This is a genomic window from Sphingobacterium sp. UBA7855, from assembly GCA_002500745.1.
GTDB lineage: Bacteria > Bacteroidota > Bacteroidia > Sphingobacteriales > Sphingobacteriaceae > Sphingobacterium.
Genome location: DLST01000006.1, coordinates 218,648 through 244,697 on the forward strand (window position 1 = coordinate 218,648; position 26,050 = coordinate 244,697).

25 protein-coding genes are annotated in these 26,050 nt (G+C 39.4%); 15 read left to right on the plus strand and 10 right to left on the minus strand.

The window, feature by feature from the left end; translation table 11 throughout:
- The first annotated feature begins 74 nt into the window (after nt 1-74).
- From B2107_RS04730 to B2107_RS04740, 4 genes are all read left to right on the plus strand, one after another.
- Entirely contained in the window at nt 75-2,255 is a 2,181-nt protein-coding gene (locus B2107_RS04730) for a S41 family peptidase (RefSeq protein ID WP_293953612.1), read from the plus strand.
- 133 nt (nt 2,256-2,388) lie between these two features.
- Complete coding sequence (locus tag B2107_RS21835) at nt 2,389-2,520, plus strand: hypothetical protein (protein WP_312378903.1); 132 nt, start codon at nt 2,389-2,391, stop codon at nt 2,518-2,520.
- 41 nt (nt 2,521-2,561) lie between these two features.
- Nucleotides 2,562-2,693 carry a hypothetical protein gene (locus tag B2107_RS04735; protein WP_293953614.1) on the plus strand — a complete coding sequence of 44 codons (132 nt, stop codon included), beginning with the start codon at nt 2,562-2,564 and terminating at the stop codon, nt 2,691-2,693.
- Entirely contained in the window at nt 2,653-2,823 is a 171-nt protein-coding gene (locus tag B2107_RS04740) for a hypothetical protein (protein ID WP_293953657.1), read from the plus strand. The genes B2107_RS04735 and B2107_RS04740 overlap by 41 nt, the downstream gene beginning before the upstream one ends.
- Nucleotides 2,824-2,879: 56 nt before the next feature.
- On the opposite strand, the gene B2107_RS04745 is transcribed toward B2107_RS04740, so the two are convergent.
- The 4 genes from B2107_RS04745 to B2107_RS04760 all read right to left on the minus strand — a co-directional run bounded on the left by B2107_RS04745 (nt 2,880) and on the right by B2107_RS04760 (nt 6,442).
- Nucleotides 2,880-3,440, minus strand: coding sequence for a plasmid pRiA4b ORF-3 family protein (locus B2107_RS04745; protein ID WP_293953616.1), 561 nt, complete (start codon nt 3,438-3,440; stop codon nt 2,880-2,882).
- 95 nt (nt 3,441-3,535) lie between these two features.
- Nucleotides 3,536-4,804 carry a MutS-related protein gene (locus tag B2107_RS04750; RefSeq protein ID WP_293953618.1) on the minus strand — a complete coding sequence of 423 codons (1,269 nt, stop codon included), beginning with the start codon at nt 4,802-4,804 and terminating at the stop codon, nt 3,536-3,538.
- Nucleotides 4,805-4,842: 38 nt separating this feature from the next.
- Entirely contained in the window at nt 4,843-5,889 is a 1,047-nt protein-coding gene (locus B2107_RS04755) for a hypothetical protein (RefSeq protein WP_293953620.1), read from the minus strand.
- A gap of 343 nt (nt 5,890-6,232) precedes the next feature.
- Complete coding sequence (locus tag B2107_RS04760; protein ID WP_293953622.1) at nt 6,233-6,442, minus strand: hypothetical protein; 210 nt, start codon at nt 6,440-6,442, stop codon at nt 6,233-6,235.
- 447 nt (nt 6,443-6,889) lie between these two features.
- Here B2107_RS04760 and B2107_RS04765 point away from each other — a divergent pair, with 447 nt between their 5' ends.
- Nucleotides 6,890-7,150 (plus strand): hypothetical protein, encoded by a 261-nt coding sequence (locus B2107_RS04765; RefSeq protein WP_209579127.1) that lies wholly within the window; start codon nt 6,890-6,892, stop codon nt 7,148-7,150.
- A 176-nt stretch (nt 7,151-7,326) separates the two neighbouring features.
- Here B2107_RS04765 and B2107_RS04770 read toward each other — a convergent pair whose 3' ends face one another.
- Nucleotides 7,327-7,740, minus strand: coding sequence for a hypothetical protein (locus B2107_RS04770; protein WP_293953624.1), 414 nt, complete (start codon nt 7,738-7,740; stop codon nt 7,327-7,329).
- Between the two features lie 67 nt (nt 7,741-7,807).
- Complete coding sequence (locus B2107_RS04775; protein ID WP_293953626.1) at nt 7,808-8,422, minus strand: SprT-like domain-containing protein; 615 nt, start codon at nt 8,420-8,422, stop codon at nt 7,808-7,810.
- Nucleotides 8,423-8,722: 300 nt separating this feature from the next.
- On the opposite strand from B2107_RS04775, the gene recN reads away from it, so the two are divergent.
- A complete protein-coding gene (recN, locus tag B2107_RS04780; protein WP_293953628.1) occupies nt 8,723-10,384 on the plus strand; it encodes a DNA repair protein RecN in 1,662 nt (553 codons plus the stop codon).
- 68 nt (nt 10,385-10,452) lie between these two features.
- On the opposite strand, the gene B2107_RS04785 is transcribed toward recN, so the two are convergent.
- Both B2107_RS04785 and B2107_RS04790 read right to left on the minus strand, forming a co-directional pair.
- Nucleotides 10,453-10,908 carry a hypothetical protein gene (locus B2107_RS04785; protein WP_147430561.1) on the minus strand — a complete coding sequence of 152 codons (456 nt, stop codon included), beginning with the start codon at nt 10,906-10,908 and terminating at the stop codon, nt 10,453-10,455.
- A gap of 139 nt (nt 10,909-11,047) precedes the next feature.
- A complete protein-coding gene (locus B2107_RS04790; protein WP_293953631.1) occupies nt 11,048-13,573 on the minus strand; it encodes an ATP-dependent Clp protease ATP-binding subunit in 2,526 nt (841 codons plus the stop codon).
- 184 nt (nt 13,574-13,757) lie between these two features.
- Here B2107_RS04790 and ettA point away from each other — a divergent pair, with 184 nt between their 5' ends.
- From ettA to uxuA, 9 genes are all read left to right on the plus strand, one after another.
- Nucleotides 13,758-15,440: an energy-dependent translational throttle protein EttA gene (gene ettA / locus B2107_RS04795; protein WP_293953633.1), complete on the plus strand. Its 1,683-nt coding sequence runs from the start codon at nt 13,758-13,760 to the stop codon at nt 15,438-15,440.
- Nucleotides 15,441-15,449: 9 nt separating this feature from the next.
- Nucleotides 15,450-16,634: a PAS domain-containing sensor histidine kinase gene (locus tag B2107_RS04800; RefSeq protein WP_293953635.1), complete on the plus strand. Its 1,185-nt coding sequence runs from the start codon at nt 15,450-15,452 to the stop codon at nt 16,632-16,634.
- Nucleotides 16,635-16,702: 68 nt separating this feature from the next.
- Nucleotides 16,703-17,770 (plus strand): response regulator, encoded by a 1,068-nt coding sequence (locus B2107_RS04805; protein ID WP_293953637.1) that lies wholly within the window; start codon nt 16,703-16,705, stop codon nt 17,768-17,770.
- A gap of 243 nt (nt 17,771-18,013) precedes the next feature.
- Nucleotides 18,014-18,430, plus strand: coding sequence for a lactate dehydrogenase (locus B2107_RS04810; protein WP_293953638.1), 417 nt, complete (start codon nt 18,014-18,016; stop codon nt 18,428-18,430).
- Nucleotide 18,431: 1 nt separating this feature from the next.
- A complete protein-coding gene (gene hemN, locus B2107_RS04815; protein ID WP_293953640.1) occupies nt 18,432-19,802 on the plus strand; it encodes an oxygen-independent coproporphyrinogen III oxidase in 1,371 nt (456 codons plus the stop codon).
- A gap of 9 nt (nt 19,803-19,811) precedes the next feature.
- On the plus strand, nt 19,812-22,205 hold the full coding sequence (locus tag B2107_RS04820; protein ID WP_293953642.1) for a heavy metal translocating P-type ATPase: 2,394 nt from the start codon (nt 19,812-19,814) through the stop codon (nt 22,203-22,205).
- Between the two features lie 5 nt (nt 22,206-22,210).
- Entirely contained in the window at nt 22,211-22,378 is a 168-nt protein-coding gene (gene ccoS / locus B2107_RS04825) for a cbb3-type cytochrome oxidase assembly protein CcoS (RefSeq protein WP_293953644.1), read from the plus strand.
- A gap of 101 nt (nt 22,379-22,479) precedes the next feature.
- A complete protein-coding gene (locus B2107_RS04830) occupies nt 22,480-23,298 on the plus strand; it encodes an SDR family oxidoreductase (protein WP_293953646.1) in 819 nt (272 codons plus the stop codon).
- Between the two features lie 12 nt (nt 23,299-23,310).
- Nucleotides 23,311-24,471: a mannonate dehydratase gene (gene uxuA / locus B2107_RS04835; RefSeq protein WP_293953648.1), complete on the plus strand. Its 1,161-nt coding sequence runs from the start codon at nt 23,311-23,313 to the stop codon at nt 24,469-24,471.
- 112 nt (nt 24,472-24,583) lie between these two features.
- On the opposite strand, the gene B2107_RS04840 is transcribed toward uxuA, so the two are convergent.
- The gene (locus tag B2107_RS04840; protein ID WP_293953650.1) at nt 24,584-25,606 is read right to left on the minus strand and encodes a LacI family DNA-binding transcriptional regulator; all 1,023 of its coding nucleotides are present in this window, start codon (nt 25,604-25,606) and stop codon (nt 24,584-24,586) included.
- A gap of 230 nt (nt 25,607-25,836) precedes the next feature.
- Nucleotides 25,837-26,050: hypothetical protein (locus B2107_RS04845; protein ID WP_293953652.1), on the minus strand; the 214-nt coding region annotated here is incomplete at its 5' end.

The window sequence follows — 26,050 nt, forward strand, 5'->3', positions numbered from 1 at the left end:
ATAGTGTCGTGCAAAAGTTAGAAAGGTTTTGTTAACAATTCATTAATTGATTAATTTAAGGAAAATTTTCAATTATGAAATCTAACAACCTATTTATTTTCCTTATTGTTTTTCTAACAGCAGTAGCCACTCCTGTCTTTAGTCAACAAAATTTTAACTTTTCATTTGATCAACCGATTACTGCTCCATGGTTCAAGATAGGCGATACGACGGTTTTTAAAAGTAGTATAGACCAAAATATATATTATCGTGGAAAAGGGGCGCTCCGGATTGAAAGTATAAAAAAGAACAGCGCTTTCGGGGGAATTATGATGTGGTTACCATCAAATTTAAAGGGCGATTCCATTGAAGTGTCTGCGATGATCAAACGTGAGAATATCATCGCGGGGTCTTATGTGTCGATGATGTTACAGATCGATCCCAAAGTCTTTTTCGACAATATGGCTAACCGCCAAATGAATGGGACCAAAAACTGGGAAAATATTAAGCTGAAAACTAAATTGGTTCCAAACCAGACGGAAGGGATATCCATTGCATTTTTTCTTTCTGGAGAGGGTAAGATGTGGGTTGATGATGTGCTCATCACTGTAGATGGTAAGGATATTACGAAGGAAGCGGGAATGTTTGTGCCATTTGCGAAAGGAATCAGTGAACCTGCAAGTTCGGGGATATCTGACTTTAATAGTACGCCCAAGATTGATCGACGCTTGGTGGATCTGGGGAGAATATGGGGTTTCCTGAAATATAGACATCCCGCTGTGGCGCAAGGGAAGTATGATTGGGATCAACAGTTATTTAAGTCTATAAATGCTGTTATTATGGCAAAAGATAATAAATCTGTTGAGGCACATTATGCTGCGCTGTTAGACAGTCTCGGTGCCACGGCCAACTATGCCAAGCCACAGCTTGAAAATGTGGTTCATGAGGTAGATTACAGCTGGATCGATGAGCTTCCATTTAATGATGATCTTAAAGATAAACTGAAGCGTATTCGTTACAGTAGTTTTGATCAGCATCATTATTTTGATTTTGCTAATGGTATAGGCAATGTCCTTTTTAAGAATGAAAAAAAATACGAAAATGTATTTTCAGCGGACGTAGGATTTCGTTTATTGACGCTTTTTCGCTTTTGGAATATGATCGAGTATTTTTCTCCTTATAAACACCTGACGGATCCGAAATGGGAAGCGGTTTTAAAAGCCGCTGTGCCCGAAATGATTCTTAGTCGGGATGATCGTTCTTATGGACTTTCACTTCTCAAGATGATAGCCCAGGTAAAAGATGCACATACCGGACTTTGGAGCATGCCGAAAGGGCTGATAAATTATTATGGCAATTACCGTATGCCGGTGGAGATCCGAATGATAGAAGGAAAAGCTGTGGTAACGAAAGTTTTCGATAGTGAAAAATCTGGAGATAAATTTAGGATAGGAGATGTGCTCATCAGTAAAGAACATAAAAAGATTGAAGAAATTAGAGATTCGCTATGGGCTTATATGAGTACACCGAATGAAGCGGTGGCCAACCGTGACCTTGCGCGAAAGCTTGTGACAAGCAATAGTGAGCTTGTACCCTGTGAAATAGTGCGTGATGGCCGGCCGATTAACGTAGATATTGCTGCGCTACCTTCTAGCCAAATTAAACCTGCGCCAAAAGATACTGTAGCTTTTAAGATGCTGGATAATAATATTCTATATATTAATCATAGTTTATTGCGTGGTAAAATGATTACAGATAATAGGGTAAACTGGAGTAAGGTAAAAGGTATTGTGATTGATGACCGCAATTATCCCGGTGATTTTTTAGTGTTCAAGCTTACACCCTTGTTGTTGACCAAGCCTACTGATTTCGTTCGTTTTACCAGTACGAGTCTTCAATATCCTGGAACTTTTGTAATGAGCAGCCCATTACAAGTTGGGGAGAATACCAATGATTGTTATCGGGGTAAAGTAGCTATTCTGGTCAATGAAGATACGCAGAGTTCTGCGGAATATCATGTGATGGCTTATCAGGCAGCTTCTCATGTTAAGGTTTTCGGATCACAGACAGCCGGAGCAGATGGCAATGTCAGTTATATTGATTTGCCAGGTAATCAAAGGACAATGCTTTCGGGACTGGGTGTATATTACCCTGATCAGCGTGAAACCCAGCGTGTCGGCATTAAAATAGACCAGATTATTAAGCCAAGTATTAAAGGTGTCCAGCAGGGCAGAGATGAAGTATTGGAAAAAGCACTGGAATATTTAAATAAATAAGTTTGGTCTTTACGATCGATGATTGTGAAAGGAGCGGACTTAAAATCGGATACTAAAGTTTGATCTGTTTAGAATAGATCAAACTTTAGTATCCGATATAAAAGCGATTACTTCCCAGTCCAAAGACAATGCCATTCGTGCTGTCGACCATCAGCGTACGTTGATGTACTGGCATATCGGCAAGCGTATCTTTGAAGAAGAGCAGCAAGGAAAGGATAAGGCTGATTATGGAAAATATCTTACAAAGTATCAGCCAAGGCGCTAGAACCTGAATTTGGTAGCGGATTTTCGCGAAGGCAGATTGAGTTGTTTAGACAGTTTTATCGCGTTTTTCCAATTGCGAACGCACTGCGTTCGCAATTGAGCTGGACACAATACAGGATTGAAAGGCTTCCACATGAACATCCCACGATCGGCATTTTACTCTTGTGCGAGTAAGAACGATGCGGTTGTTAAATTAACCCTTCCCGAAGACCAAAAACAGATCGTTGCCAGTCAATACGAGCTTTCTTTGCCTACAGAGCAGCAATTGCTGCTATGTAGGCAAAGAATTGGAAAGTTTTGTTAGTAAAGTTGGCGATGCGTAAATTTACAACGAGCAATATATATTTTTATAATGCAACACTATACCGCTGCCACTCTTTTCTTGGCAGCTTGGAGATCAAAGTAGTTCGGATCCCATTTTTCACCTTCTTCTAAGCCGAGCCAGGTTCGCATCTCATCATGTTCTTCATGGTTTATATCTTTCATGACATCCTTTACATTTTGATATCCCCAAGTACTTCCGCAATCTTCCGGTGGGCAAGCACCTTTTCCCTCCAGTAACTTCGCTTTTAATACATGCTTGTCTAGAATGTCCTCGACCACAATTTGATGTGTCCAGCTATCACCAAAATCATAGATGTAGGTGAACTTTTGCCCTGTCTGATTTAAAATGTCTTTCAATATTAACAATTCGGCATCTTCGGTATTTCCTTCGTCCCATTCTTCGTCAATTATGGCAATCTCAGGATATGATCCAAAACCTTTCGGCGAAAACTGATAAAGGTGATAGTTTTGCCAGCCAAATGCTTCTTGTATCACTTGATGTAAACGGTCAAATGTGAAATAATCGGGAACTAATAACTTTCGCCACACTGGTGGTTTTGTTATCCCTTTAATCTGTATTTTTAATTGTAATAGCATCTGTATTTATTTTATTCCTCTTCCCTATTAAAACAACTCATAATAGCCGTAATTTTTGTAATCCCTCACTCTCTGTCAATCAATGGATGTTCTTGTCAATCTAAAAGACTATTTAGTCCTTCTTTGTTGAATAATAATTGACCTATTTGCAGATTAGACCATCCTGTTTTCAATACATAGGAAAAAGCTGGGGTCTCTTCGACAATCTTGCAGTCTATATAGTATGGGCTCACTTGGACGTTGGCTTCTGCAATTTTTTGCCGTAATTCAATTATATGAGTAGAGATAAAGAATGTAGAAGTAGTAAACTTTTGAAGCCCCTTGATCGTTTTTACACTTATAACCAATGCATCTTCATAGTTGGTCCCTTTAAATAGCTCGTCGAAAATGGCGAAACATCGTTTACCCTCATGCGCTTGATGAACAACGTTTTTCAATTTGATAATTTCTTTCATAAAATGACTATAACCATTTTTTAGATCATCGCTGTGATTAATTTGAATCGATACATTATCATAAAAAGGAATGGTTCCAGCGCTGGCAGGCATAGCTAATCCCAAATGAGTCAAGTAAACGCATAAGCCGATGGATTTAAGCAGTGTTGATTTTCCTGACATGTTTGCACCTGTAATAAGTACGATATTGTTGTTTATAACGATATCATTTTTTACAGGATTAGATAGCAATGAGTGATATAGTTCTGTGAGTTGAAAACAATATTCATTCATTGTAGCGAACTGAAAATTGTTTTTATAAATTGCTTTCCCGATTGAAAAATAAGCTTCTAAAAGAGCTAGTTTCTCAAAAAATAAAAGCGTATCACCATTTTTACGGTTTTCAGAAACAATAGCGTTTAGCTCCTGGATGGAAATATAGCCTAGTGTACCTTTACGGATTTTGGATATATAGTGTCGAAGTTTGAAGGAGTGGAGGTAGTTTATGACAAACCTAAGATCCTCTTGATATTTATGGGGAAATTCATTCAGTTCAATATTTCCTGTGAGATCATTTTCAAGCTTGGATAAGAAGTTAATTAGTTGCGCATACTCGCCAAGTAAGATGTTGCTCTTACGTTTTTTGAATTTGTAAGCCAGAAAATCGACTTTTTTTAGGTACTCTAGTGGGAAATGACATAAGAACTTATGTGAATCTGCATACTCAATTTTAGTGTAATAGTAGTCATTCCCGCGTGAGATGGACAAAATAATTTGTTTTAGGATTGTTTGTCTATCGTTGATTTGGGAGATAGATGATAATGGATTTTGTAGAAGTTTATAGAGCGCCGAATGACTATCTGAGTTTAATGTGTAATCAAATATGGGTAAAATGTCTTTTGATAAAAATAAATCTTGTGTATCATTCATAATTGCTTTTAGGTTTATTGAAATTGTTTATGCTGACTTTACTCCTGCATTAAATCTTCGATTAGCTGAAGTTTTACAGTTTCCAAAATACCTTTTGGATCATCCATAATTACTATTCCAAAGATATCCTTTTTTATGGACGCATTGTTTCCATTGTTATCGCTGGCTTCATAATTTCCAAATATATTCTTTCTTACAGAAACACGGTTCCCTTTGTTGTCTTCAATTGTTTTGCCGCCTAATATGTCTGTTATAATGGTTGTAATTTTACCGGTATTATTTTCAATAGTCAGGTTTCCTAGAACATCCTTTGATATACGACTACCATTTCCCTGGCTGTCACGAATGTCTAAGCCACCTATAACATTTTTAGATACAGTGGTGTGGTTGCCACTCGCATCATTGATATCTAAACCGCCGAAGATGTTTTTTGAAATAGTAGTGAGGTTGCCGTGGCTGTCACGGATCTTCAAATTATCAAGGGTATTCATGAAGTTAGTGGATGGACTCCAATCTGGAATATCAAAATCTCCACTTATATTTTTCCTTACCGTTTTTTCCTTTCCTTCGTTATATTTTACGACTATATTGCCGGAAAGATCCTGTTTTATTGATGTTTTAAGTCCGTTGTTATCCGTTTTTGTATATCCGTTCCAGTGGTCTTTGCTGTATTTGATACTTTTACCCCAGTTGTCTGAAACAGTTACCTCTCCCCAGCTATCAGTTTTTATTTTAATGGAGCTTTTATCTAAGCCTTCCGAAACAGCTAATTGTGTAATATACTTTCGGATATCATTAGAAAGTGTATCAGCTAAATGGTTAGAATAGTTTCTATGGTGGGAGATCCTAGCTTTTACTGTCACTGCTATAGAAAATAAAAATAACAAATTAAATAAGATATATAGGCGTTTCATGTGGCTGTAATTTAGGATTAAAATACACTTTTTTGATAAGAAAATAAAGTAAATGATTTTAATTCGCTTAATTCTAGCCGATAAAATCTCAGTCTCTTTCAAAAGTGTATTTTCCAGCCTATAAGACAGGATTATTATCATGTAAGTGAAAAATAAACGTTGACCTGTCATTTTCCATCTTATGAACAGGGTGGTGCCTCTCTATACCACAAGGATATAATTAAAAGGGAAATAAAAGTTACTCAGGGTGGTTGTGTAAATTGAATCGTGTCACATCACTGTTTTTAGAGTTCTTCCTGCCAATACCTCAGCACTCCATCAATAGAATCTTGCTGCAATAGAGCTTGACGGCTACCTCATAGAATCTTCATGCACTTTTCAATGTCGCTAACTCTAAATTTAATGCTAAATTCTGCTTAAGACTTTTGAAAATTTCCAAGGCATTAACTTGTTTGTCATAATAGCTTTGTTCTATCCAAGTTTTTAGAAGTTCGAGCAGAGGTCTGTTAGTTTTTCAGGTGCTGCGTTTCGGCGCATTTTTCTTTTTCCATATGATGCGTGTGTCTTCTCCTTTTTCGGAATAAATGATATGGGAAAATCCTTTATAACCATCTTCATCGATAGCTTTGGTATGGTGTAATTGAATATTGGCATCTTTTGTTCCATTCACTATAATCTTTGAAAAAGGACATTTCGCTTGGCTCAATAATGAAACTAAATACATAGTTATTAGGCTTACCTTGTAGAAACGAGAGCTCATCATCGCGCATGTCTATTAGAGGATGAATACGAGCCAATGGTTGTAGAGGTATTGAGGCAACTGGAAGGTCTGCTGCCCAAGGACCCGCTTGAGGACTGGACACCTGATTACGGGGAAGTAAAACGACGGGGGGGCTATACGAATGGCGTTATAAGAAGTGGCTACTGGGAAAAAATGCAAGGAAGCACCTATATGCCGGTGGGCAAGGGAAGTCAAAGCAAGGTTATACGTATGGTTGTATCCACTGTGGAGGATATCATATGACAAAAGAGCATCCGCATCATTACAGGCGAAAAAAAGAAAAATATGAGCATAAATATACTGAATAATTGATGATCGCTGCTTTTTTCAAATTTATTTTTCAAACATAGAATAATTCGTACATTTGTATCGAATAAAATCGAAATTGAAATGGCAGAAACTGTACAACCAAGAGGTCCAAAGACAACTGATAATAATGCGAATCAAACTCATTACTACAAAACATTGGTAGTAGCGATCGCTTTAGGTTTAATCGGTACATTTATCCGTTTTGTACCGGATGTTTGTACGTCTATGGGGCAACAAACATTTTTGTTTTCCGCAATAGCTAACATCTCCATGATCGTAGGCGCACTTATCGCTTTCAAAACCGTGTTCGGAATTTTGGGATTTGGAAAAAACCGTGACTAATTACTACTCAGCAAAGATATTGAAAGCTTCAGTTTACTGAGGCTTTTTTTATGATGTATAAAGCGGACCATCCAAGAAGCTAGCAACACAGTTCTATTGTGAAATACAAAGATCATATATAAAAAAAGCCTTCCAATTTTTTGGAAGGCTTTTTTTATATCGTGTCTCGCGTGCTATTAAGCGAAAAGTGACCAAGTCGACCAAGGAATACGAGCGAGCATCAAGATTAAACCGATGACGAAGAAAATCAAAACGGTTTGATTTGCTTTTTTTGCATTTTCAATCTTTTTCGCTTTAGAATAGCCAATTGTGATCAATACAATAGCAATAATCATGGTCAACGGGTGTTCAATGATTTTAAATCGTAACGAAGGATCTTTCATTACAGCACCAGAGATCATCGAAGGGTACTTTAAATAAAAGAATAAAATCAATCCCACCACTAATTGAATATGCGATGCGATGAAACCCAATAAAGCAATTTTACGGTTGTACGGTTTGTTGCCTAGATAGTTTGATAGGGTGATCACGATCGATATCACCAGGGCTAGCAATAAGACAATTGCTATAGTCGAGTGTAAATGTAACATAAAAGCTCTCTTTAATTATTTCCTAAGTTAGCAAAGATAAAAATATATTGAATGTATTTGTTAAAAATCATTGTTCCAACAGAAATACCTCCGCAATTGGATGGAATAGGTACATACGCTTGCTGGTCAATTCCATGCATTTATAACGTTTCCTTATCTTTTCAATCCGCTGAAATGAACGCCCATTTTTTAATTTGAAGAAGTGCCCATCCTCTAAGGATTCTACCGTGAGGGCGCTGCTTTTGACGGTGTCATATAACTTTAAGGTACGAAACAGGTGGAGGTCCGTGCAGCTCGATGCTGCCGGGTTTTCCATATAGCGGTGAATCGCCTGGCTGACGTCGGTTGGGAAAATATTCAGTTCAAGAAATGGTCTCATCAGTTCCTTAAAATTATTCTTCCATTCCGCACCGTGCGGCTTGACACGATGCTGGTATTTATTCCACGTTTGTAAATGTGCAAATTCGTGAATCGTCGTAATCAAAAATGAATAAGAGTTTAAGTCATGGTTAACCGAGATCCGGTGCGGGCTTCCTCTATACGGAGCGCGGTAATCTCCTAGCTTGGTACTCCTGGAACGAGAGATTTTAAATAAACAGTGGGTGTGATTAATCCACTTGGATATGATTGGAGCTGCTTCCTCGGGCATGTATTTTCTTAGTGTAGCACTATAATCTTGCATGACATAAAAATAGGAATTTATTCATGTTAGTAAAGCGCCAAGTCGACATTCTTTTGTCAAAAATAGAATTGATTTACTAAAAAAAGTAGTTTTAAATTTGGAAAAATGATATTATTTTTAGTATTTAGTGTTTGTAAATGTTGCGTGCGAATATGTCAATAGATCAGAGGAGCTATGTTTTTAATAAAATGTATTGAAATCGTCTGATTTTTAGGTAAATTACCTGTAGAAAAAGTCATGTTTACATGCAAAATGAAGAGGAAAGGTATTTCCTCCAAACTGTAATAAGACCTTTAAAATATGCTGGATACCTTACATATTAAAAATTATGCGCTTATAAACGAGTTGGAAATCCAGTTCGACAAGGGTTTGAATATGATTACCGGGGAGACTGGGGCTGGTAAATCCATTATTATGGGAGCCCTATCGTTAATTTTAGGAAATAGAGTAGAGGGAAAGTACTTTTTCGATCCAACGAAGAAGTGTGTGATTGAGGGAGAATTTAAAATAGGTCCTTACAGATTACTCAATTTTTTCGAAGAAAATGACCTAGATTATGCTGATCATACCATTATTCGAAGAGAAATCGCTCCCGATGGTAAATCCCGAGCATTTATTAATGATTCTCCCGTTACCCTAACTATTCTCAAGCAATTGGGAGAACAATTGATCGATGTACATTCTCAGCATGCAACATTGCAGATCAATACAGAAGAGTTCCAATTTTTAGTGGTCGACAGTGTCGCGGGCACATTTGCATTAAAGCAAGATTATCGAGATAGTTTCTTTGCTTATAAGAAAGCGAAAAAGGAACTCGAAGAATTTAAGGAGCTGGTTAAGAAGGCTGCATTAGAACAAGATTATTTTCAGTTCCAATTTGACGAACTTGATGCAGCGCAATTGGTATCAGATGAACAGGGACAGCTCGAAATACAACAGCGCCAATTGGAAAATGCAGAAGATATTAAGCGCGCGCTAACTGGTGCATCGCTGCTATTGGAAAATGATGATACGGCTGTTTTAAGCCGTTTGAAGGACGCTATGAACCAAGTGGAAGGTATCACTTCATTTCTTCCTGAAACAGCAGATTTGGCTGCGCGGTTAAAGAGCGCATGGATTGAGCTCAAGGACGTTGCCGCAGAGTTAAGTGCGCTTGAAGAAGAGACACAAATTGACGAGGGTACTTTGTTGGAAATTAACGAGCGCCTGAGCTTACTCTATTCATTACAGAAGAAACATCATGTGGACTCCGTTGAGGAGCTTATTCGACTGAGAGATGAGCTTGAGTCCAAGTTGATGGCTATAAATTCTTCCGATGAGCAATTGGAGCGGCTGGAAAAAGAAGTCGTAGTTAAGTTGAACATTGCTCAGAAAAAGGGTAAGGAACTATCAGTAAGCAGAAGCAAAGTGTTGGCGTTAATCGCAAAAGAAGTGCAAGCTACCTTAGCAAATGTCGGAATGCCCAATGCACGTCTTCAAATTAATTTAGAGCCCTTAAAGGAAGGAGAGATGCGGGAATCCGGAATGGATGCTATCCAATTTTTGTTCTCTGCCAATAAAGGGCAGGAAATGCAATTCATCCATAAAGTGGCCTCTGGAGGTGAGCTTTCACGGGTAATGTTAGCCATAAAATCTTTAGTTGCCAAAACTTCTGCCCTGCCGACTATTATTTTTGATGAAATCGATACCGGGATCTCAGGTGAGGTGGCGTTGCGTGTAGGAGAGGTTATGGAAAACCTAGCCGAAAATATGCAGGTAGTCGCTATCTCGCACTTACCGCAGATTGCGTCAAAAGGGGCGGCGCATTTTAAAGTATATAAGGAAGACAAGGCCGATCGTACCATATCAAATATCGTCCGACTGGATCAAGCCGGTAGGGTAAAAGAGATCGCGCAAATGCTGAGCGGAGCAAATCCAACGGATGCTGCACTGGAGCATGCAGAGCTGCTGTTGAAAGGTTAGGGATAAAATAATGAAACCTTATATAAAAAATCAGCCTTAGAATAACTTATTCTGAGGCTGATTTTTTATTATTGCCCGCCGTTTTCCCCATCAGTAAGTGTGACTTTAGCTTGGAAAGGTGGCGGCGGAGTTGCTGTTCCTGTGCCAAGATAATCAGCATAAATATTTAAATTTCCGTCTACTTTACCATCAAAAAAAGTATATTCTGTCCTGAAATTGTAAAGGCCGTTTTTTGTTGGTACGTTGTTCGCCCCCAAGTTGATATAAAAATCTGGACTATCGTTAAATGATATTGCCACGGCAACTTGTCCATAATCAAAATATTTAGAATCAATTTCGTTGAATGGAACTGAGATTACGAAAGTTCTGGGATCTCCCTCAGTTTTCCATTGGTAATTGGCTCCTGGTACTGCAAACTTATAGGTAACCCCTGGAAGGGAATTCGTTATATACTCCTTCTTACAAGAAGAGAATGAAACCAAGGCTGCGGTTCCAATTAAAGCTGCTAATAAAAGTCTTTTCATATCGTTTGTGTTATTTGTGACAGTTTTTTTATTATAGGACGATAAAATAGTGTAAAAGTTTAACGTCAATCTTCTTTACAACAAAAAATGCACCATTATGGTGCATTTTTATAAAATTATTTTTAGATACGACTATGGCTTACTTCTCAGCAGTATCTTTTGAAGACTTAGAATCTGAACTAGATACCTCAATATCTTTCGTTTCAGGATTAATGCTCACCGTCAACACCGAACCAGTTTGTACAGTTCCTTTCAGGATTTCTTCAGCAATTGGATCTTCTAAATACTTTTGAATTGCCCGTTTTAACGGACGTGCTCCAAAATTACTGTCGTAACCTTTATCCGCAATGAAATCTTTTGCTTCATCCGTCAAATTAATGGTATAACCCAAATCTGCGATACGCTTGAATAATGACTTCAATTCAATATCGATGATTTTGAAGATATTTTCCTTTGTCAATGAGTTAAATACAATCACATCATCAATACGGTTCAAGAATTCTGGCGCAAAGGCTCTTTTCAGAGCTGTTTCAATCACTCCACGAGAATGTGCATCCGACTGTTGTGACTTTGCAGCAGTAGTGAAACCCACACCTTGGCCAAATTCCTTCAATTGGCGTGCACCAATATTAGAAGTCATAATGATAATAGTGTTTCTAAAGTCCACTTTGCGGCCTAAGCTGTCGGTCAACTGACCTTCGTCCAATACCTGCAGCAACAGATTGAATACATCCGGATGCGCTTTCTCAATCTCATCCAATAAGACAACGGCATAAGGCTTACGACGTACTTTCTCAGTCAATTGACCACCTTCTTCATATCCGACATATCCTGGAGGCGCCCCAACTAAGCGGGAGACCGCAAATTTCTCCATGTATTCACTCATGTCGATTTGAATAAGCGCATCCTCTGTATCGAACATAAAGCGCGCTAATTCCTTAGCCAATTCCGTCTTACCCACACCTGTAGGACCTAAGAAGATAAAGGAGCCAATTGGTTTTTTAGGATCTTTCAAGCCTGCACGTGTACGTTGGATCGCTTTCACCAATTTTCCTACAGCATCATCCTGACCAATAATTCTTCCCTTCATCAGCTCTGCCATATTCAAAAGCTTCTGACCGTCAGACTGACTCACACGCTGTACAGGAATACCGGTCATCATCGCCACTACTTCAGCAACATTTTCTTCTGAAACAGTATAGCGTTTTGACTTTGTCTCTTCTTCCCAGGCGATTTTCTCTTTCTCAAGCTCTTCAATCAATTTTTTCTCTGTATCACGCAACTTCGCTGCTTCTTCGTATTTTTGACTCCGAACAACCTTGTTTTTCTCTAATTTGACCTCTTCAATTTTATTCTCAATGTCGATAATAGATTGTGGTACATGGATATTGTTCAAGTGTACACGAGAGCCCGCTTCATCCAATGCATCAATCGCTTTGTCCGGTAGGAAACGATCTGTTATATAGCGTGTTGTTAACGATACACAAGCTTCAATAGCTTCGGCTGTATAAGTCACATTGTGGTGATCTTCATATTTCTCTTTTATACGGTTCAATATTTCAACCGTTTCATCATGTGTAGCCGGCTCAATGGTAACGCGTTGGAAACGGCGGTCCAAAGCGCCATCTTTTTCAATGTATTGACGGTATTCGTCTAATGTTGTCGCACCGATACACTGAATTTCGCCTCTTGCCAAAGCCGGTTTGAACATGTTGGAAGCATCTAACGATCCTGAAGCTCCACCTGCGCCTACTATGGTGTGAATCTCATCGATAAATAAAATGACATCCGGTGATTTTTCCAGTTCGTTCATGACCGCTTTCATACGCTCTTCAAACTGACCACGATATTTTGTGCCAGCAACCAAGGATGCAAGATCCAATGTGACGACACGTTTATTGAATAATACACGTGATACCTTTCGTTGAACGATACGAAGGGCAAGACCTTCCGCAATTGCCGATTTACCCACTCCAGGTTCACCGATCAACAGGGGATTGTTCTTTTTGCGTCGGGATAAAATTTGAGAAACACGCTCAATTTCTTTCTCGCGACCTACAATGGGATCTAGTTTACCTTCTTCTGCAGCTTTGGTCAAGTCGCGGCCAAAGTTGTCCAAAACTGGAGTTTTAGATTTGATATCCGAAACCTTTTTAGGTTGAATATACTGATCATCTTCAGCAAAATCATCATCGCCTGTAGGCGAGCCCGGAGCCTCGTCCTTAATGGTAGTTCTATTTTGCTCCACTTCAGATTTGAAGATGTCGTAAGTCACATTGTATTGTTGTAAAATCTGAGAAGCGATATTATCTTCATCTCGTAAGATAGCCAATAATAGGTGCTCCGTTCCGATGATATCCGATTTGAATATTTTAGCTTCCAAATAAGTAATCTTCAAAACTTTTTCAGCCTGTTTTGTTAATGGCATGTTGCCAATAGGAGCGCGTGAAACTGATGCTCCCTTCACTGCGTCTTCCACAGATTGACGTAGTGCTGTCGTGTCAATGCCTATGTTTTTAAGGATTTTTATCGCCATTCCATCGCCTTCACGAATTAAACCAAGCAACAAATGCTCTGTTCCTATATAATCGTGACGCAATCTCAAAGCTTCCTCTCTACTGTACGATATGACATCCTTTACGCGCGGTGAAAATTTTGCTTCCATTGAATACCTTTCTGTTTTATATTAAGGATATATAAATGTAGTAAATTCTGCATTTTAACCTTAAAATTATTTTAAATAATGTCATCAACAATTAAGCCATGACCTTGGTACGTCCAAAATGTCAGTATAAAAGATTACATTTGTATGTTAATATAACAAGAGTTTTCGAATTTTTTTAAATTTTATGTCAGACGAGAAGATCATTTTTTCGATGGCGGGTGTCAACAAAATCTATCCGCCTCAAAAACAAGTGTTAAAAAATATTTATTTATCTTTTTTCTATGGTGCCAAGATAGGCGTGATTGGTTTGAACGGATCAGGTAAATCTTCCCTATTGAAAATAATCGCTGGATTGGATAAATCTTATCAGGGCGAGGTGGTGTTCTCCCCGGGCTATTCTGTGGGTTATTTGGCACAAGAGCCGCAATTGGATCTGGAGAAAACTGTGCTTGAAGTGGTACAGGAAGGTGTTGCTGAAATTACGGCAATATTAAAAGAATACGAAGATATCAATGAGAAATTTGGCCTACCAGAGGTGTATGAAAACGCCGATGAGATGGATAGGTTATTGACCAGACAAGGAGAACTTCAAGATAAAATTGATGCCACGAACGCTTGGGAAATTGATTCAAAATTGGAAAGAGCTATGGATGCCTTACGTTGTCCTGAACCCGATGCGAAGATTGTCAATTTGTCAGGTGGTGAGCGCAGACGGGTAGCATTATGTCGTCTATTGTTGCAGGAACCGGATGTGCTGTTACTGGACGAGCCGACCAACCACTTGGATGCTGAATCAATCGATTGGTTAGAACAGCACTTAAAACAATATAAAGGAACTGTTATTGCCGTTACCCACGACCGTTATTTCTTGGATAATGTTGCCGGATGGATCCTTGAATTGGATCGTGGTGAAGGAATTCCTTGGAAAGGAAATTATTCTTCTTGGCTAGATCAAAAAGCAAAACGCCTGGCGCAGGAGGAAAAACAAGAAACCAAACGGCAAAAAACACTCGAACGTGAGCTTGAATGGGTGCGTATGGCTCCAAAAGCTCGTCATGCCAAATCAAAAGCTAGATTACATAACTATGAAAAATTAGCATCCGAAGAGACCAAAGAACGTGAAGAAAAATTGGAATTGTTTATTCCTCCAGGACCGCGTCTGGGAAACTCGGTCATAGAGGCAACGAATATCTCTAAAGCTTATGGCGATCGTATTTTATTTGAAAATTTAAGTTTTATGTTGCCGCCCGCAGGTATTGTTGGAATTATTGGACCAAATGGAGCCGGCAAAACTACTTTGTTCCGCCTCATTACAGGACAGGAAACGCCCGATACGGGTTCTTTCAAGGTAGGAGAAACAGTGAAATTGGGCTATGTGGACCAAATGCACCACGACCTCGACCCTGAAAAATCAGTTTGGGAAAATATTACAGGAGGCAGTGACAATATGATGTTGGGCAACCGCCCCGTGAACTCGAGAGCCTATGTTTCGAAATTTAATTTTAATGGCGCTGATCAGCAGAAGAAAGTAGGTGTGCTCTCTGGTGGGGAACGGAATCGTGTACATTTGGCGATTACATTAAAAGAGGGGTCCAATGTACTCTTGCTCGATGAGCCTACAAACGATATCGATGTGAATACATTGCGGGCCTTAGAGGAAGGATTGGAGAACTTTGGCGGGTGTGCGGTAGTGATTTCACACGATAGATGGTTCCTGGATCGTATTTGTACTCATATTCTCGCTTTTGAAGGTGATTCACAGGTATATTTCTTTGAGGGTAATTATACCGAGTATGAAGAAAACCGGAAAAAACGTATCGGTGACGTGACACCACACCGCATTAAATACAAAAAACTGATAAAGTAATATAAAATCATGGAAAGCGGAAGGCTGTTAGCTGCTATAATTGATCATGCAATTGATGGCATTATTACCATAGACAACAGGGGGAATGTAGAAAGCATTAACCCTGCTGCTCTGGAACTGTTTGGTTATCAGTCAGAAGAGGTGATTGGACATAATGTCTCCATGCTGATGCCCGAGCCAGATCGCGGTAATCATGATACCTATATTCATAACTATCAGACTACCGGCCACAAAAAAATCATTGGTATTGGGCGCGAAGTGATGGGGCTTAAAAAGAGTGGCGAAACATTTCCATTCCGATTGGCTGTCAGTGAAGTCTGGTTGAAGGATAAAAATATCTTTACTGGATTTATTCATGACCTAACCCGTGAGAAAGCTGCGGAGGATATGCTTAGACAGCATGCAGTAGAACTTGAGAATAAAGTTAGCGAACGTACGAGTGATCTGATATCTTTAGTTTCCGAACTGGAAAAGGCCAAAGCAGAAGTTTCTAAATCGCTGGAGAAAGAAATTGAACTGAGTCAGCTAAAATCTCGTTTTGTGTCAATGGCTTCGCACGAGTTTCGAACTCCTTTGAGTTCCGTTCAACTGTCGGCTTCTCTGATCGAAAAATATGCCGAAAGACCGGATGATAAGGTTAATATCATTAAACATACGAATAGGATTAAAGGGGCCGTACAATTGCTGACCAGTATTCTGAATGATTTTCTTTCCCTTGAAAAGCTCGAAACTGGTATTGTTGTGGTAAATAAGCAATATATCAATTTGGTCGAATTGGCTGAGGAAATCACCGAGGAAATGCAGTTGATCTGTAAAAAAAATCAGCATATTGTATATCAGCATACCGGAGAAATCGGCCACTTTACCTTAGACTCTAATTTGTTGAAAAATGCTTTGGTCAATCTCATTTCCAATGCGATCAAATATTCAGGAGAGGATACATTAATTGAGTTTACAACTTGTATCGACGAACAAGGCTGCTTAATATCAGTAAAGGACAACGGTATTGGAATACCCGAAGAGGATCAGGTTCATTTGTTTGAGCCATTTTTTCGAGCACATAACACAGGTAACATCCCCGGAACCGGATTGGGACTGAATATCGTAAAAAGGTATATAGAACTCATGGAAGGTCAGATGGAATTTGAGTCTGAAGTGCATAAGGGAACCTCATTCCGGGTGAGTTTTAGGTAATGCGGAGTTGGCAATAAAACGAGGCATAAACGTTTAAAACATAAAGAAGATAGAATAACTAATTGCAGATGAGAAGTAAAAAGACAATTCTAATTATCGAAGATAATATTGACATCCGGGAGGGCACTACGGAAATATTGGAGTTGACAGGTAGGTATGATGTCATTACGGCCGAAAATGGCCGTATTGGAGTTGACCTGGCGACGAAGCATATTCCTGATTTGATTCTCTGCGACATCATGATGCCCGAGCTGGATGGATATGGGGTGTTATTTATGCTAAGTAAAATTGAAAGCACAGCTAAAATCCCATTCATTTTTCTAACTGCAAAAGCAGAGCGTGCAGATATGCGTAAAGCGATGGAGATGGGAGCAGATGATTATTTGACGAAACCTTTTGATGATGTCGAATTGATGAACGCTATAGATGTGCGCCTCAAAAGACATGAACAGCTCGCGGCAGATATCCCTCAGGAGGGAGATTTTAGTTTGAACGCTGAAGAGCAAGTCCTGTTGCTGCAGGAGCTCATTGTTAATTCACGTGTAAAGACAGTAAAGAAAAAACAATCTATTTATGAAAAAGACGATTCGCCAACATATGTCTATTATGTGAAATCTGGTCAGGTGCGTAGCTTTAAGTCATATAAAGATGGAAGAGAGCTGTCTACCGGTATTTTTATAGCGGGGAATTACTTTGGTTATGCCTCTATCTTGTTGAATGATAATTACGAAGATTATGCTGAAGCGGTTGAACCAAGCGAAATTGTACTGATCCCCAAAGATAGCTTTTTGGAGTTGCTTTGGAAAAAACCAGCAATAGCGAGTAAGTTTATTAAGCTTCTTTCTGTCGATTTACGTGAAAAGGAAGAGCAATTACTCGGGTTTGCTTATCACTCTGTCCGTAAACGTGTCGCCAATGCGCTACTCAGTGTTGCTGAGAAAAGTGGTATCGATATGAATGCCGTCAATTCGTGTTCAATTGATGTGACAAGGGATGGTTTGGCATCAATCGCAGGCACTGCAAATGAAACAGTTTCCCGCATGCTTTCAGATTTTAAAGAAGAAAAATTGATATCGAAAGAGAAAGGTAAAATATATATCAATTCAATCAAGAACCTTCGGGATGTGAAACAGTAGGTAAAGAAACGGAGATTAAAATAATATGTTAAAGGCGTGTTCAGTTTTTCTGAACACGCCTTTTTTTTAAAAGACCAAGTTGTTGCTCAGAATGAAGTTTTATAGCCAGCTGCTATAGGCAGAGGCATTTGCGAATTGTGATAAAGATCATTTTAAGGTGTGGTACTGTATCATGGTTTTGCGCTTATGGATGATTTACTTTTGTTCTTAGGATAAACCTTAATTGGTGATTGTAGAATCAGGATGAAAGTAGTAGTATATAATGTAAGATCATTTGAAAAAGAGTTTTGGGCACTGGCGAATGCCAAACAACATGATTTGACTTTGATTTCAAATGGATTAAATGCGGAAACACAGAACTACGCGCGTGGAAAGGATGCGGTAGTGATTTCCGTAAGCGATATTTTGGACGAGAGTATGCTACTTAATTTAAAAGAATTAGGGATCAATAAGATTATGACCAGAAGTAAGGATACTACTCATATTGATCTGGCAAAGGCTGGAGATCTGAATATACAGATTGCCAATGCCCCTTTTGAAGATCAGAGTCCAAAAGGATTGGCTGAGCAAACTGTTCGGAATCTTAACCTATGGGGGATAGAAAAATGTGTGGGAAAAGCCTGTTGTTGTTTAGACGACTGTGCTAAAAAACTAAAATAAAATGACGACAACGCAGGTTAAAATGGAAGAATTGGTGCGGAAATATAACGTAGCGGCACCGCGCTATACAAGTTATCCGACTGTTCCTTTTTGGGATAACGCAACATTTTCTAGCGAAGCTTGGACAGCCCAAGTGTACCAGACATTTCAGCAGTCAAAAGAAAAGGGGATTAGTTTATATATCCATCTTCCATTTTGCGAAAGCCTATGTACCTATTGCGGGTGTAATACCCGTATCACAAAAAATCATCGTGTTGAAGAGCCCTATATCGCATCGCTTTTGAAGGAATGGGAAATGTATGTCGCTCTATTTAATGGTGAAAGGCCAATGCTGGCAGAGATACATTTGGGAGGAGGGACACCGACATTTTTTCACCCGGATAATCTGAAGATGCTTATCGAAGGTATTCTCAAAGATGCAGATGTGGCCCCAAACAGTTCATTCTCCTTTGAAGCGCATCCTGCCAACACGACAGTCACTCATTTAGAAACTTTATTTGATTTGGGATTCCGCAGGCTAAGTTTGGGTATACAGGATTTTGATCCTCTTGTCCAGTTTGTGATTAACAGACAACAAACATTGGAAGAAGTGGAATTGGTTATGTTGAATGCTCGAAAAATTGGATTTGACTCCATTAACTTCGATTTGATCTATGGATTGCCTAAACAAACACAGTATACGGTGGAAGATACAATACAAAAAGCAATGCAGCTAAGCCCCGATCGAATTTCCTTTTATAGCTATGCGCATGTGCCATGGATAAAACCTGGGCAACGGCATTATACCGAAGCTGACTTGCCCAGTGGTGCTGCCAAATTAGCCCTCTATAATCTTGGGAAAAAAATGATTTTGGCACATGGTTATGAAGATGTCGGTATGGATCATTTTGCGAAAAAAGAAGACGCGTTATTTGTTGCCTTTCAACAGGAAAGGTTGCACCGTAATTTTATGGGCTATGCCGATCGGTTTAGTCCCTTGCTCATCGGTATTGGGGTTTCTTCGATCAGCGACGCCTGGGGTGCATTTGCTCAAAACGTAAAGACGGTTGAGGAATATCATAAGCTCATTGAAGCAGGCGAGTTGCCCGTTGTAAAGGGGCATTTACTCAATGAGGAGGACCTTATTGTAAGACGTTATATATTAGATATGATGTGCAAAGGTAAAGTGCAGTTGCAGGAGGGGGAGCCGTTAAACAGACAAATTAAAGAGGAATTATCCGAGCTCGTAGCAGACGGTTTGGTAGTGATAACGGGCGACCTTATAGCGTGTACTGTTGTCGGTCGATCTTTTTTAAGAAATATCTGCATGGCCTTCGACCAGCGATTATTGCGCTCAAGGACACAAAATCAATTATTTAGTCAAGCAATTTAGAACAAAGGTATGGCGGAGCTCAAGAAAGAACTACAACTGGCAGAAAAATGTTTTCATTGTGGTGATAAAATAGAAGAGACGGGCTATCGGCTAGATCATCATGACTTTTGCTGCCTGGGATGTCAGACTGTATATCAGGTGTTGAACGATAGTGGCATGCAACAATATTATCGCTATAATCAGCACCCTGGTAAGTCGAACAAATCGAAGCACGAAGATTTTTCTTATCTGGATGAAACACAAATTGCCAGTAAATTAGTGGATTATAAAGATGATAAGATGACCATCATCACTTTTTATATTCCAGCTATTCACTGTAGCTCCTGTATCTGGTTGCTGGAAAATTTATATAAACTTAATCCCAGTGTACTGCAGTCTCGCGTGGACTTTATGAAGAAACAGACGAGCATTACATTCAACCACAACGAGCTGCCATTGAAAGATCTTGTTTATCTTCTGGTCAATATCGGTTATGATCCTAAAATCACCTTGCAGGATGTTGTGAAGGAAGGGAATCGAAACAATCTGAATCCTTTGGTCGCAAAAATTGCTGTTGCCGGTTTCTGTTTTGGAAACTCAATGCTATTCAGCTTTCCCGATTATTTTGGAATGGGGAGTTTTGAAAGAGAATATGCCAATTTCTTTGGTTACATAAACCTCGCTTTTGGTATTCCAGTGTTATTGTATTGTGCATCGGACTATTTTAAATCGGCTTACCTGAGCTTGAAACAAAAACGTTTGAATCTGGATGTGCCGTTGGCACTCGGGATTCTTGTACTATTTGTGCGTTCTGCTTTTGAAGTGATAACACAGACGGGCGCAGGTTTTACAGATACACTCTGTAGTCTTGTATTCTTTATATTGATCGGAAAATGGGTACAACAACGGACATATTACCATATTTCGTTTGAACGGGATTATCGTAGTTATTTTCCTGTTGCAGTAACCGTATTGACCGAGTCTGGTGACAAACCTGTACAACTGGCCGATGTGCATATCGGTGACCGTATTTTAGTTCGGAACAATGAAATTATACCAGCAGATGCCATGCTTTTAAAAGGGGATGCTGCAATCGATTTTAGTTTTGTGACCGGAGAATCAAGCCCGATGAGCAAAACCTTGGGTGAAATTATCTATGCAGGCGGACGTCAGATCGGCGAAGCGATAGAACTTGAAGTCGTTAAACCTATTTCACAATCGTATTTGACGAAATTGTGGAATAACGATAATTATAAAGATTATGACAAGCATTTTCAGACTTTTGTCAACTTTATAAGTAAATATTTTACTGTTGTTTTATTAGCTATTGCACTATTGGCAGCACTATTTTGGGCTGTTGATGGAAATGCAAGCAGGGCTTGGGGAGCTTTTACGGCGGTATTGATTATCGCATGTCCATGTGCGTTGGCGTTGAGCTCTCCATTTACCCTTTCTGCGGCTTTAAGTGTATTTGATCGAAATAAATTCTATGTAAAAAATACCGCTGCCATTGAACAAATGGCAACGATTGATACCTTAGTGTTCGATAAGACTGGTACAATATCATCACCCAAGGCAACCTCAATTTATTTCGAAGGTAGCCTTTCAGCAGTCGACAAAGAGGTGCTGAATGCTGTTTGTAGAAATTCCAGCCATCCATTGAGCCGCGAAATTGTCAAGTGGCTCAACGTCTCTTCTATTAGTGCAGTACAGAAATTTAAGGAATTTCCTGGAAAGGGAATGCAGGCCAAGGTCAATGGCAATGAAGTTAGAATCGGTAGCGGAGGTTTTCTTGATATTGGACATATTAAAACAGATGGGTCGGTGGTTTTTGTTCGCATAGGCGGCGAGCTAAAAGGATACTTTACTATGGAGCAATCCTGGCGGGATGGTCTTTCGGCGTTGATTGAAGATTTTAAAATAAATTATAACCTCCATTTAATCTCAGGTGATAACGATAGACGCTTGGATGCGTTGCAGCTTATTTTTCCTTCCAATGCAAGTTTGCTTTTTAATCAATCACCCATGGAAAAGCTTGAGACAATTCAAAATTTTCAGGAGGTTGGAAAGCATGTCTGCATGATTGGTGACGGACTTAACGATGCAGGGGCACTGCGTAAAGCCAATCTGGGCATCGCTGTGAGTGATGATATCAATAACTTTTCACCGGGCTGCGATGCGATACTCGATGGCGAGTCGTTTTCAAAACTGCCGGATTTCTTTGCTTTTAGTAAAGATGCGGTGAAAGTAATACATATGAGCTTTGGAATATCTCTTTTATATAATGTAATTGGTTTGAGCTTTGCCGTGCAAGGTATTATGTCGCCATTATTTGCGGCGATTCTAATGCCAATCAGTACGGTAACGATCATCTCCTTTACGAGTCTCATGACGAGATGGTATGCCAAACGCCGTAAACTCTAATTATTATGGAAATAATGTATATTTTGATTGGTTGTAGTGTTTTGCTGGCTTTAATTTTCCTATGTGCTTTTTTCTGGGCCAATAAAACCGGTCAGCATAACGATACCTATACACCTGCTGTTCGGATTCTTTTTGATGATGAAATGACAGAAGGAGAAGAAAAAATAGGGTGACGTAACTAAAACGTTATCGTAATTAAATCAATTACTTTTCTTTGTATTTAAGGTTATTATCAATAAAATTGGAGATAAATACCAATTTGAATTAAAAAATTATGCATAATAATCCATTTTCATTAAAAGATAAGGTAGTTGTAATTACGGGCGGTACAGGAATTTTAGGTGAGGCATTTGTGGAGGCATTAGCCGAGGCAGAGGCCAAGGTGGCAATCCTGGGACGTAATGGACAGATCGGTGTAGAGCGTGTTCAGCAAGTAGAGTCTCTAGGGGGTGAAGCTATATTTGTGGAAGTCGACATCATGAACGAGCAGGATGTCAACAGGGCGAAAGATGAAATTTTGCAAAAATGGGGGAGAATAGATGCTTTAGTTAACGCGGTTGGAGGTAATATTCCAGGTGCAACAATCGGTGCTGATCAAGACCTGTTTTCCAGCAATATTCAGGATACCATTAAAGCAATTGAGCTTAACCTGTATGGTACGATGATTCCTACACATATTATTGGCCGGGTGATTGCAGAAAGCGGAAAGGGTGTCATTATTAATATATCTTCTCTAACTGCTAGTCGTCCATTCACCCGTGTTTTGGGCTATACCGTAGCAAAACATGGAATCGATGGCTATACAAAGTGGATGGCAACAGAACTTGCGCAGCGTTATGGTGATCAGGTTCGTGTCAATGCAATTGCGCCCGGAGTATTCTTAACCAAGCAAAACAAAAACTTATTGATCAATCCAGACGGTACGCATAGCGATCGTACTAAACGTATTCTTAATGCAACACCCTACAATCGCTTGGGTGACCCGCGTGAGCTAAAAGGGACTTTAATCTATTTATTGAGCGATGCATCAGCTTTTGTGACAGGCGAAACCGTTTTTGTAGATGGCGGTTTTAATGCATGGTGCGGTGTATAATTACGTTTTAAGATGAGAAAACTAGAACAAACATGGCGTTGGTATGGACCAAATGACCCCGTATCTTTACAGGATATCAAACAGGCTGGAGCAACTGGTATTGTGACAGCCCTACATCACATTCCACACGGTGAGGTATGGCCACTTGCGGATATTCAAGAAAGGAAACGCATTATTGAAGAAGCTGGCCTTACTTGGTCTGTGGTGGAAAGTGTGACGGTACATGAGGAGATTAAGACAAAAGGGGCGAAGGTGGATGAGTATCTTCAAAAATATAACACGACGTTAGTTAATCTGGCGAAATGCGGTATCAAGACGATTTGCTATAACTTTATGCCCGTGCTGGATTGGACACGTACTCAATTGGATTTAACCATGGCCGATGGTTCAAAAGCCTTATATTTTGACTGGATTGATCTTGCTCTCTTTGATATATTTATATTAAAACGTGATGAAGCTAGGTCAGCATATCCAGAAGCTGTTGTCAAACAGGCGACTTTACGTTATGATGAAATTTCTGAACAACAAAAGCAGGAATTGGCAAATGTTGTTTTAATGGGAATCCCCGGAGAAAAAAGTGTGGAATTGGACGCATTAAAAGCCAGCCTTAATACCTATAAACATATTGGAAAAGACGGCCTACGCAGTAATTTAATTTATTTCCTTCAGGGGATTGCATCAACTTGTGAGGAAAACGGTATATGTATGACTATCCATCCGGATGATCCACCATATCCTATTTTAGGTTTACCCCGCATTGCCAGTAGCGGCGAAGATTTTGACTACTTTCTGCATGCAGTTCCGCAGCAATTCAATGGTGTTTGTTTTTGCACAGGATCGTTGGGTGCCAGTCAGACGAACGATTTGCCCGCTATCCTAGAAAAGATTAAAGGGCGTGTAAACTTCGTTCACTTACGTAATGTGAAGAAAGATGCGATCGGGAGTTTTTATGAAGCAGACCATTTGGATGGTGATGTCAATATGTATAAAATTATGAAGATATTGGTTGCTGAAAACCAAGTTAGATCGATAGCTATTCCATTCAGGCCAGATCATGGTCATCAGATGCTGGATGACCTCAATAAGGTGACAAATCCAGGATACTCTGCGATAGGAAGACTGAGAGGGCTAGCTGAATTGCGGGGTTTAGAATATGGTATTATTGGTGAATGAGGCCAATAACTCACATAAAGATCAGATGAAATGACAGTCGGAAAATAGGAGCGTTTACCTCTTATTTTCCGACTTTTTTTTGCTACGTAGACAAAAAAGATAATGGCAAAGATTATAGGGAAGATTTGCGAATAATAAGCTGTGTGGGGAGTTCAATCGTTTCAAATTCATGTATTGGTCTCGTTTGGTTAATGGTAGCGATTAATTTGTTTGTCGCTAGTTCCCCGATTTCTATTGCCGGCTGTACAACTGTGGATAGTGCCGGATTTAAAGATGCTGCAATTTGTGTATTTGAGAAGCCAATTACAGCCACCTCAGCAGGAACTTGAATCTGAAGATCGGCCAAAATACCCAGCGTCCGGGTTGTAATAACATCTGTAGCACCGAAAATAGCATCGATATTTTCGTTTTCAATATATTCTTTAAGCAAAACTTTTCTAATTGTTTGGTCTATATCTTTGGTATGATTTAAACTACATTCAATATAGTGCTTATTGTCAAAAGGAATTCCCGCGTCTGATAAAGCAGATTTAAAGCCATTTAGCCGTTCGGTTGCCACACCCAAATTCTTTCCCGTAATATGCAATATACTTTTTTTACCCCGCTCGGTCAGATGCTTCGTGGCATTGTAGGCGCCTTGAAAATTATTGACACCTACTTTGAAGGTATCAAGCTGGTGGTTGATACGATCAAAGATAACAACTGGTATCTGAGATTTTATCAGTGCTTTTAGTTCTTCTATATTTGAATCTGAGGATACCGGAGCTATCATTAAGCCATCAATTCCACGCATACGTAAAACGTCAATACAATTTTTCTCTATACGTTCATCTTCCCGGCTTTGCATGAAAATAACATCATACACCGTTTGCTGAGAGGCTATTTGGATTCCGTCCAGAATTTGAGAAACGAATGTATTGCTGATATTGGAAACGATAACTCCTATGGTGTTTGACTTCCCTATTTTTAAACTCCTTGCTAACTTATTTGGTTGGAAGTTATGCTTTTTGGCGTATTCCTGAACGATCTTTTTAGTGGCCTCACTTATCTCATAACTGTCTGATAGTGCTTTTGAAACCGTAGAGACAGAAATATTGAGTGCCAATGCTATATCTTTCAGGGTAGTTCTGCTCATCGTTTTGTTGGTTATTTTAAAATGATAAATCTACATAAAAATATATATATAAGCATTTTTATATGCTTGCATTGTTAATCTGTAGCAGGCATGTTACGAAACACATAGTTACTGCCTTCTTGCCACTTAGTCTAGAATTTGTTTACCTATAGCTTAGTCTTAAGTTAGGTTTAGTATGGGTTCAACCTATACTAAACCTAAACAAACCCTAACTAAACCCTAAGTAAACCCTAAACTAAGCTATAATATGATAGCGTTTTTGTTGCCTCGATCGGCCGTCTATACTTCGCATTCGGCAGGCCGTTTAGTCCGGCGGTGCCGGCCGCCCCGCTTCCCCACCCGGAGCACCTTTTATCTGCGATCTGCCCCTTAAATTCCGCTCCGGGAGACTGCTTCCCAAAAATAATCTCCCATCCCTCCAGCGAGTTATGTCCAAAATGAAAT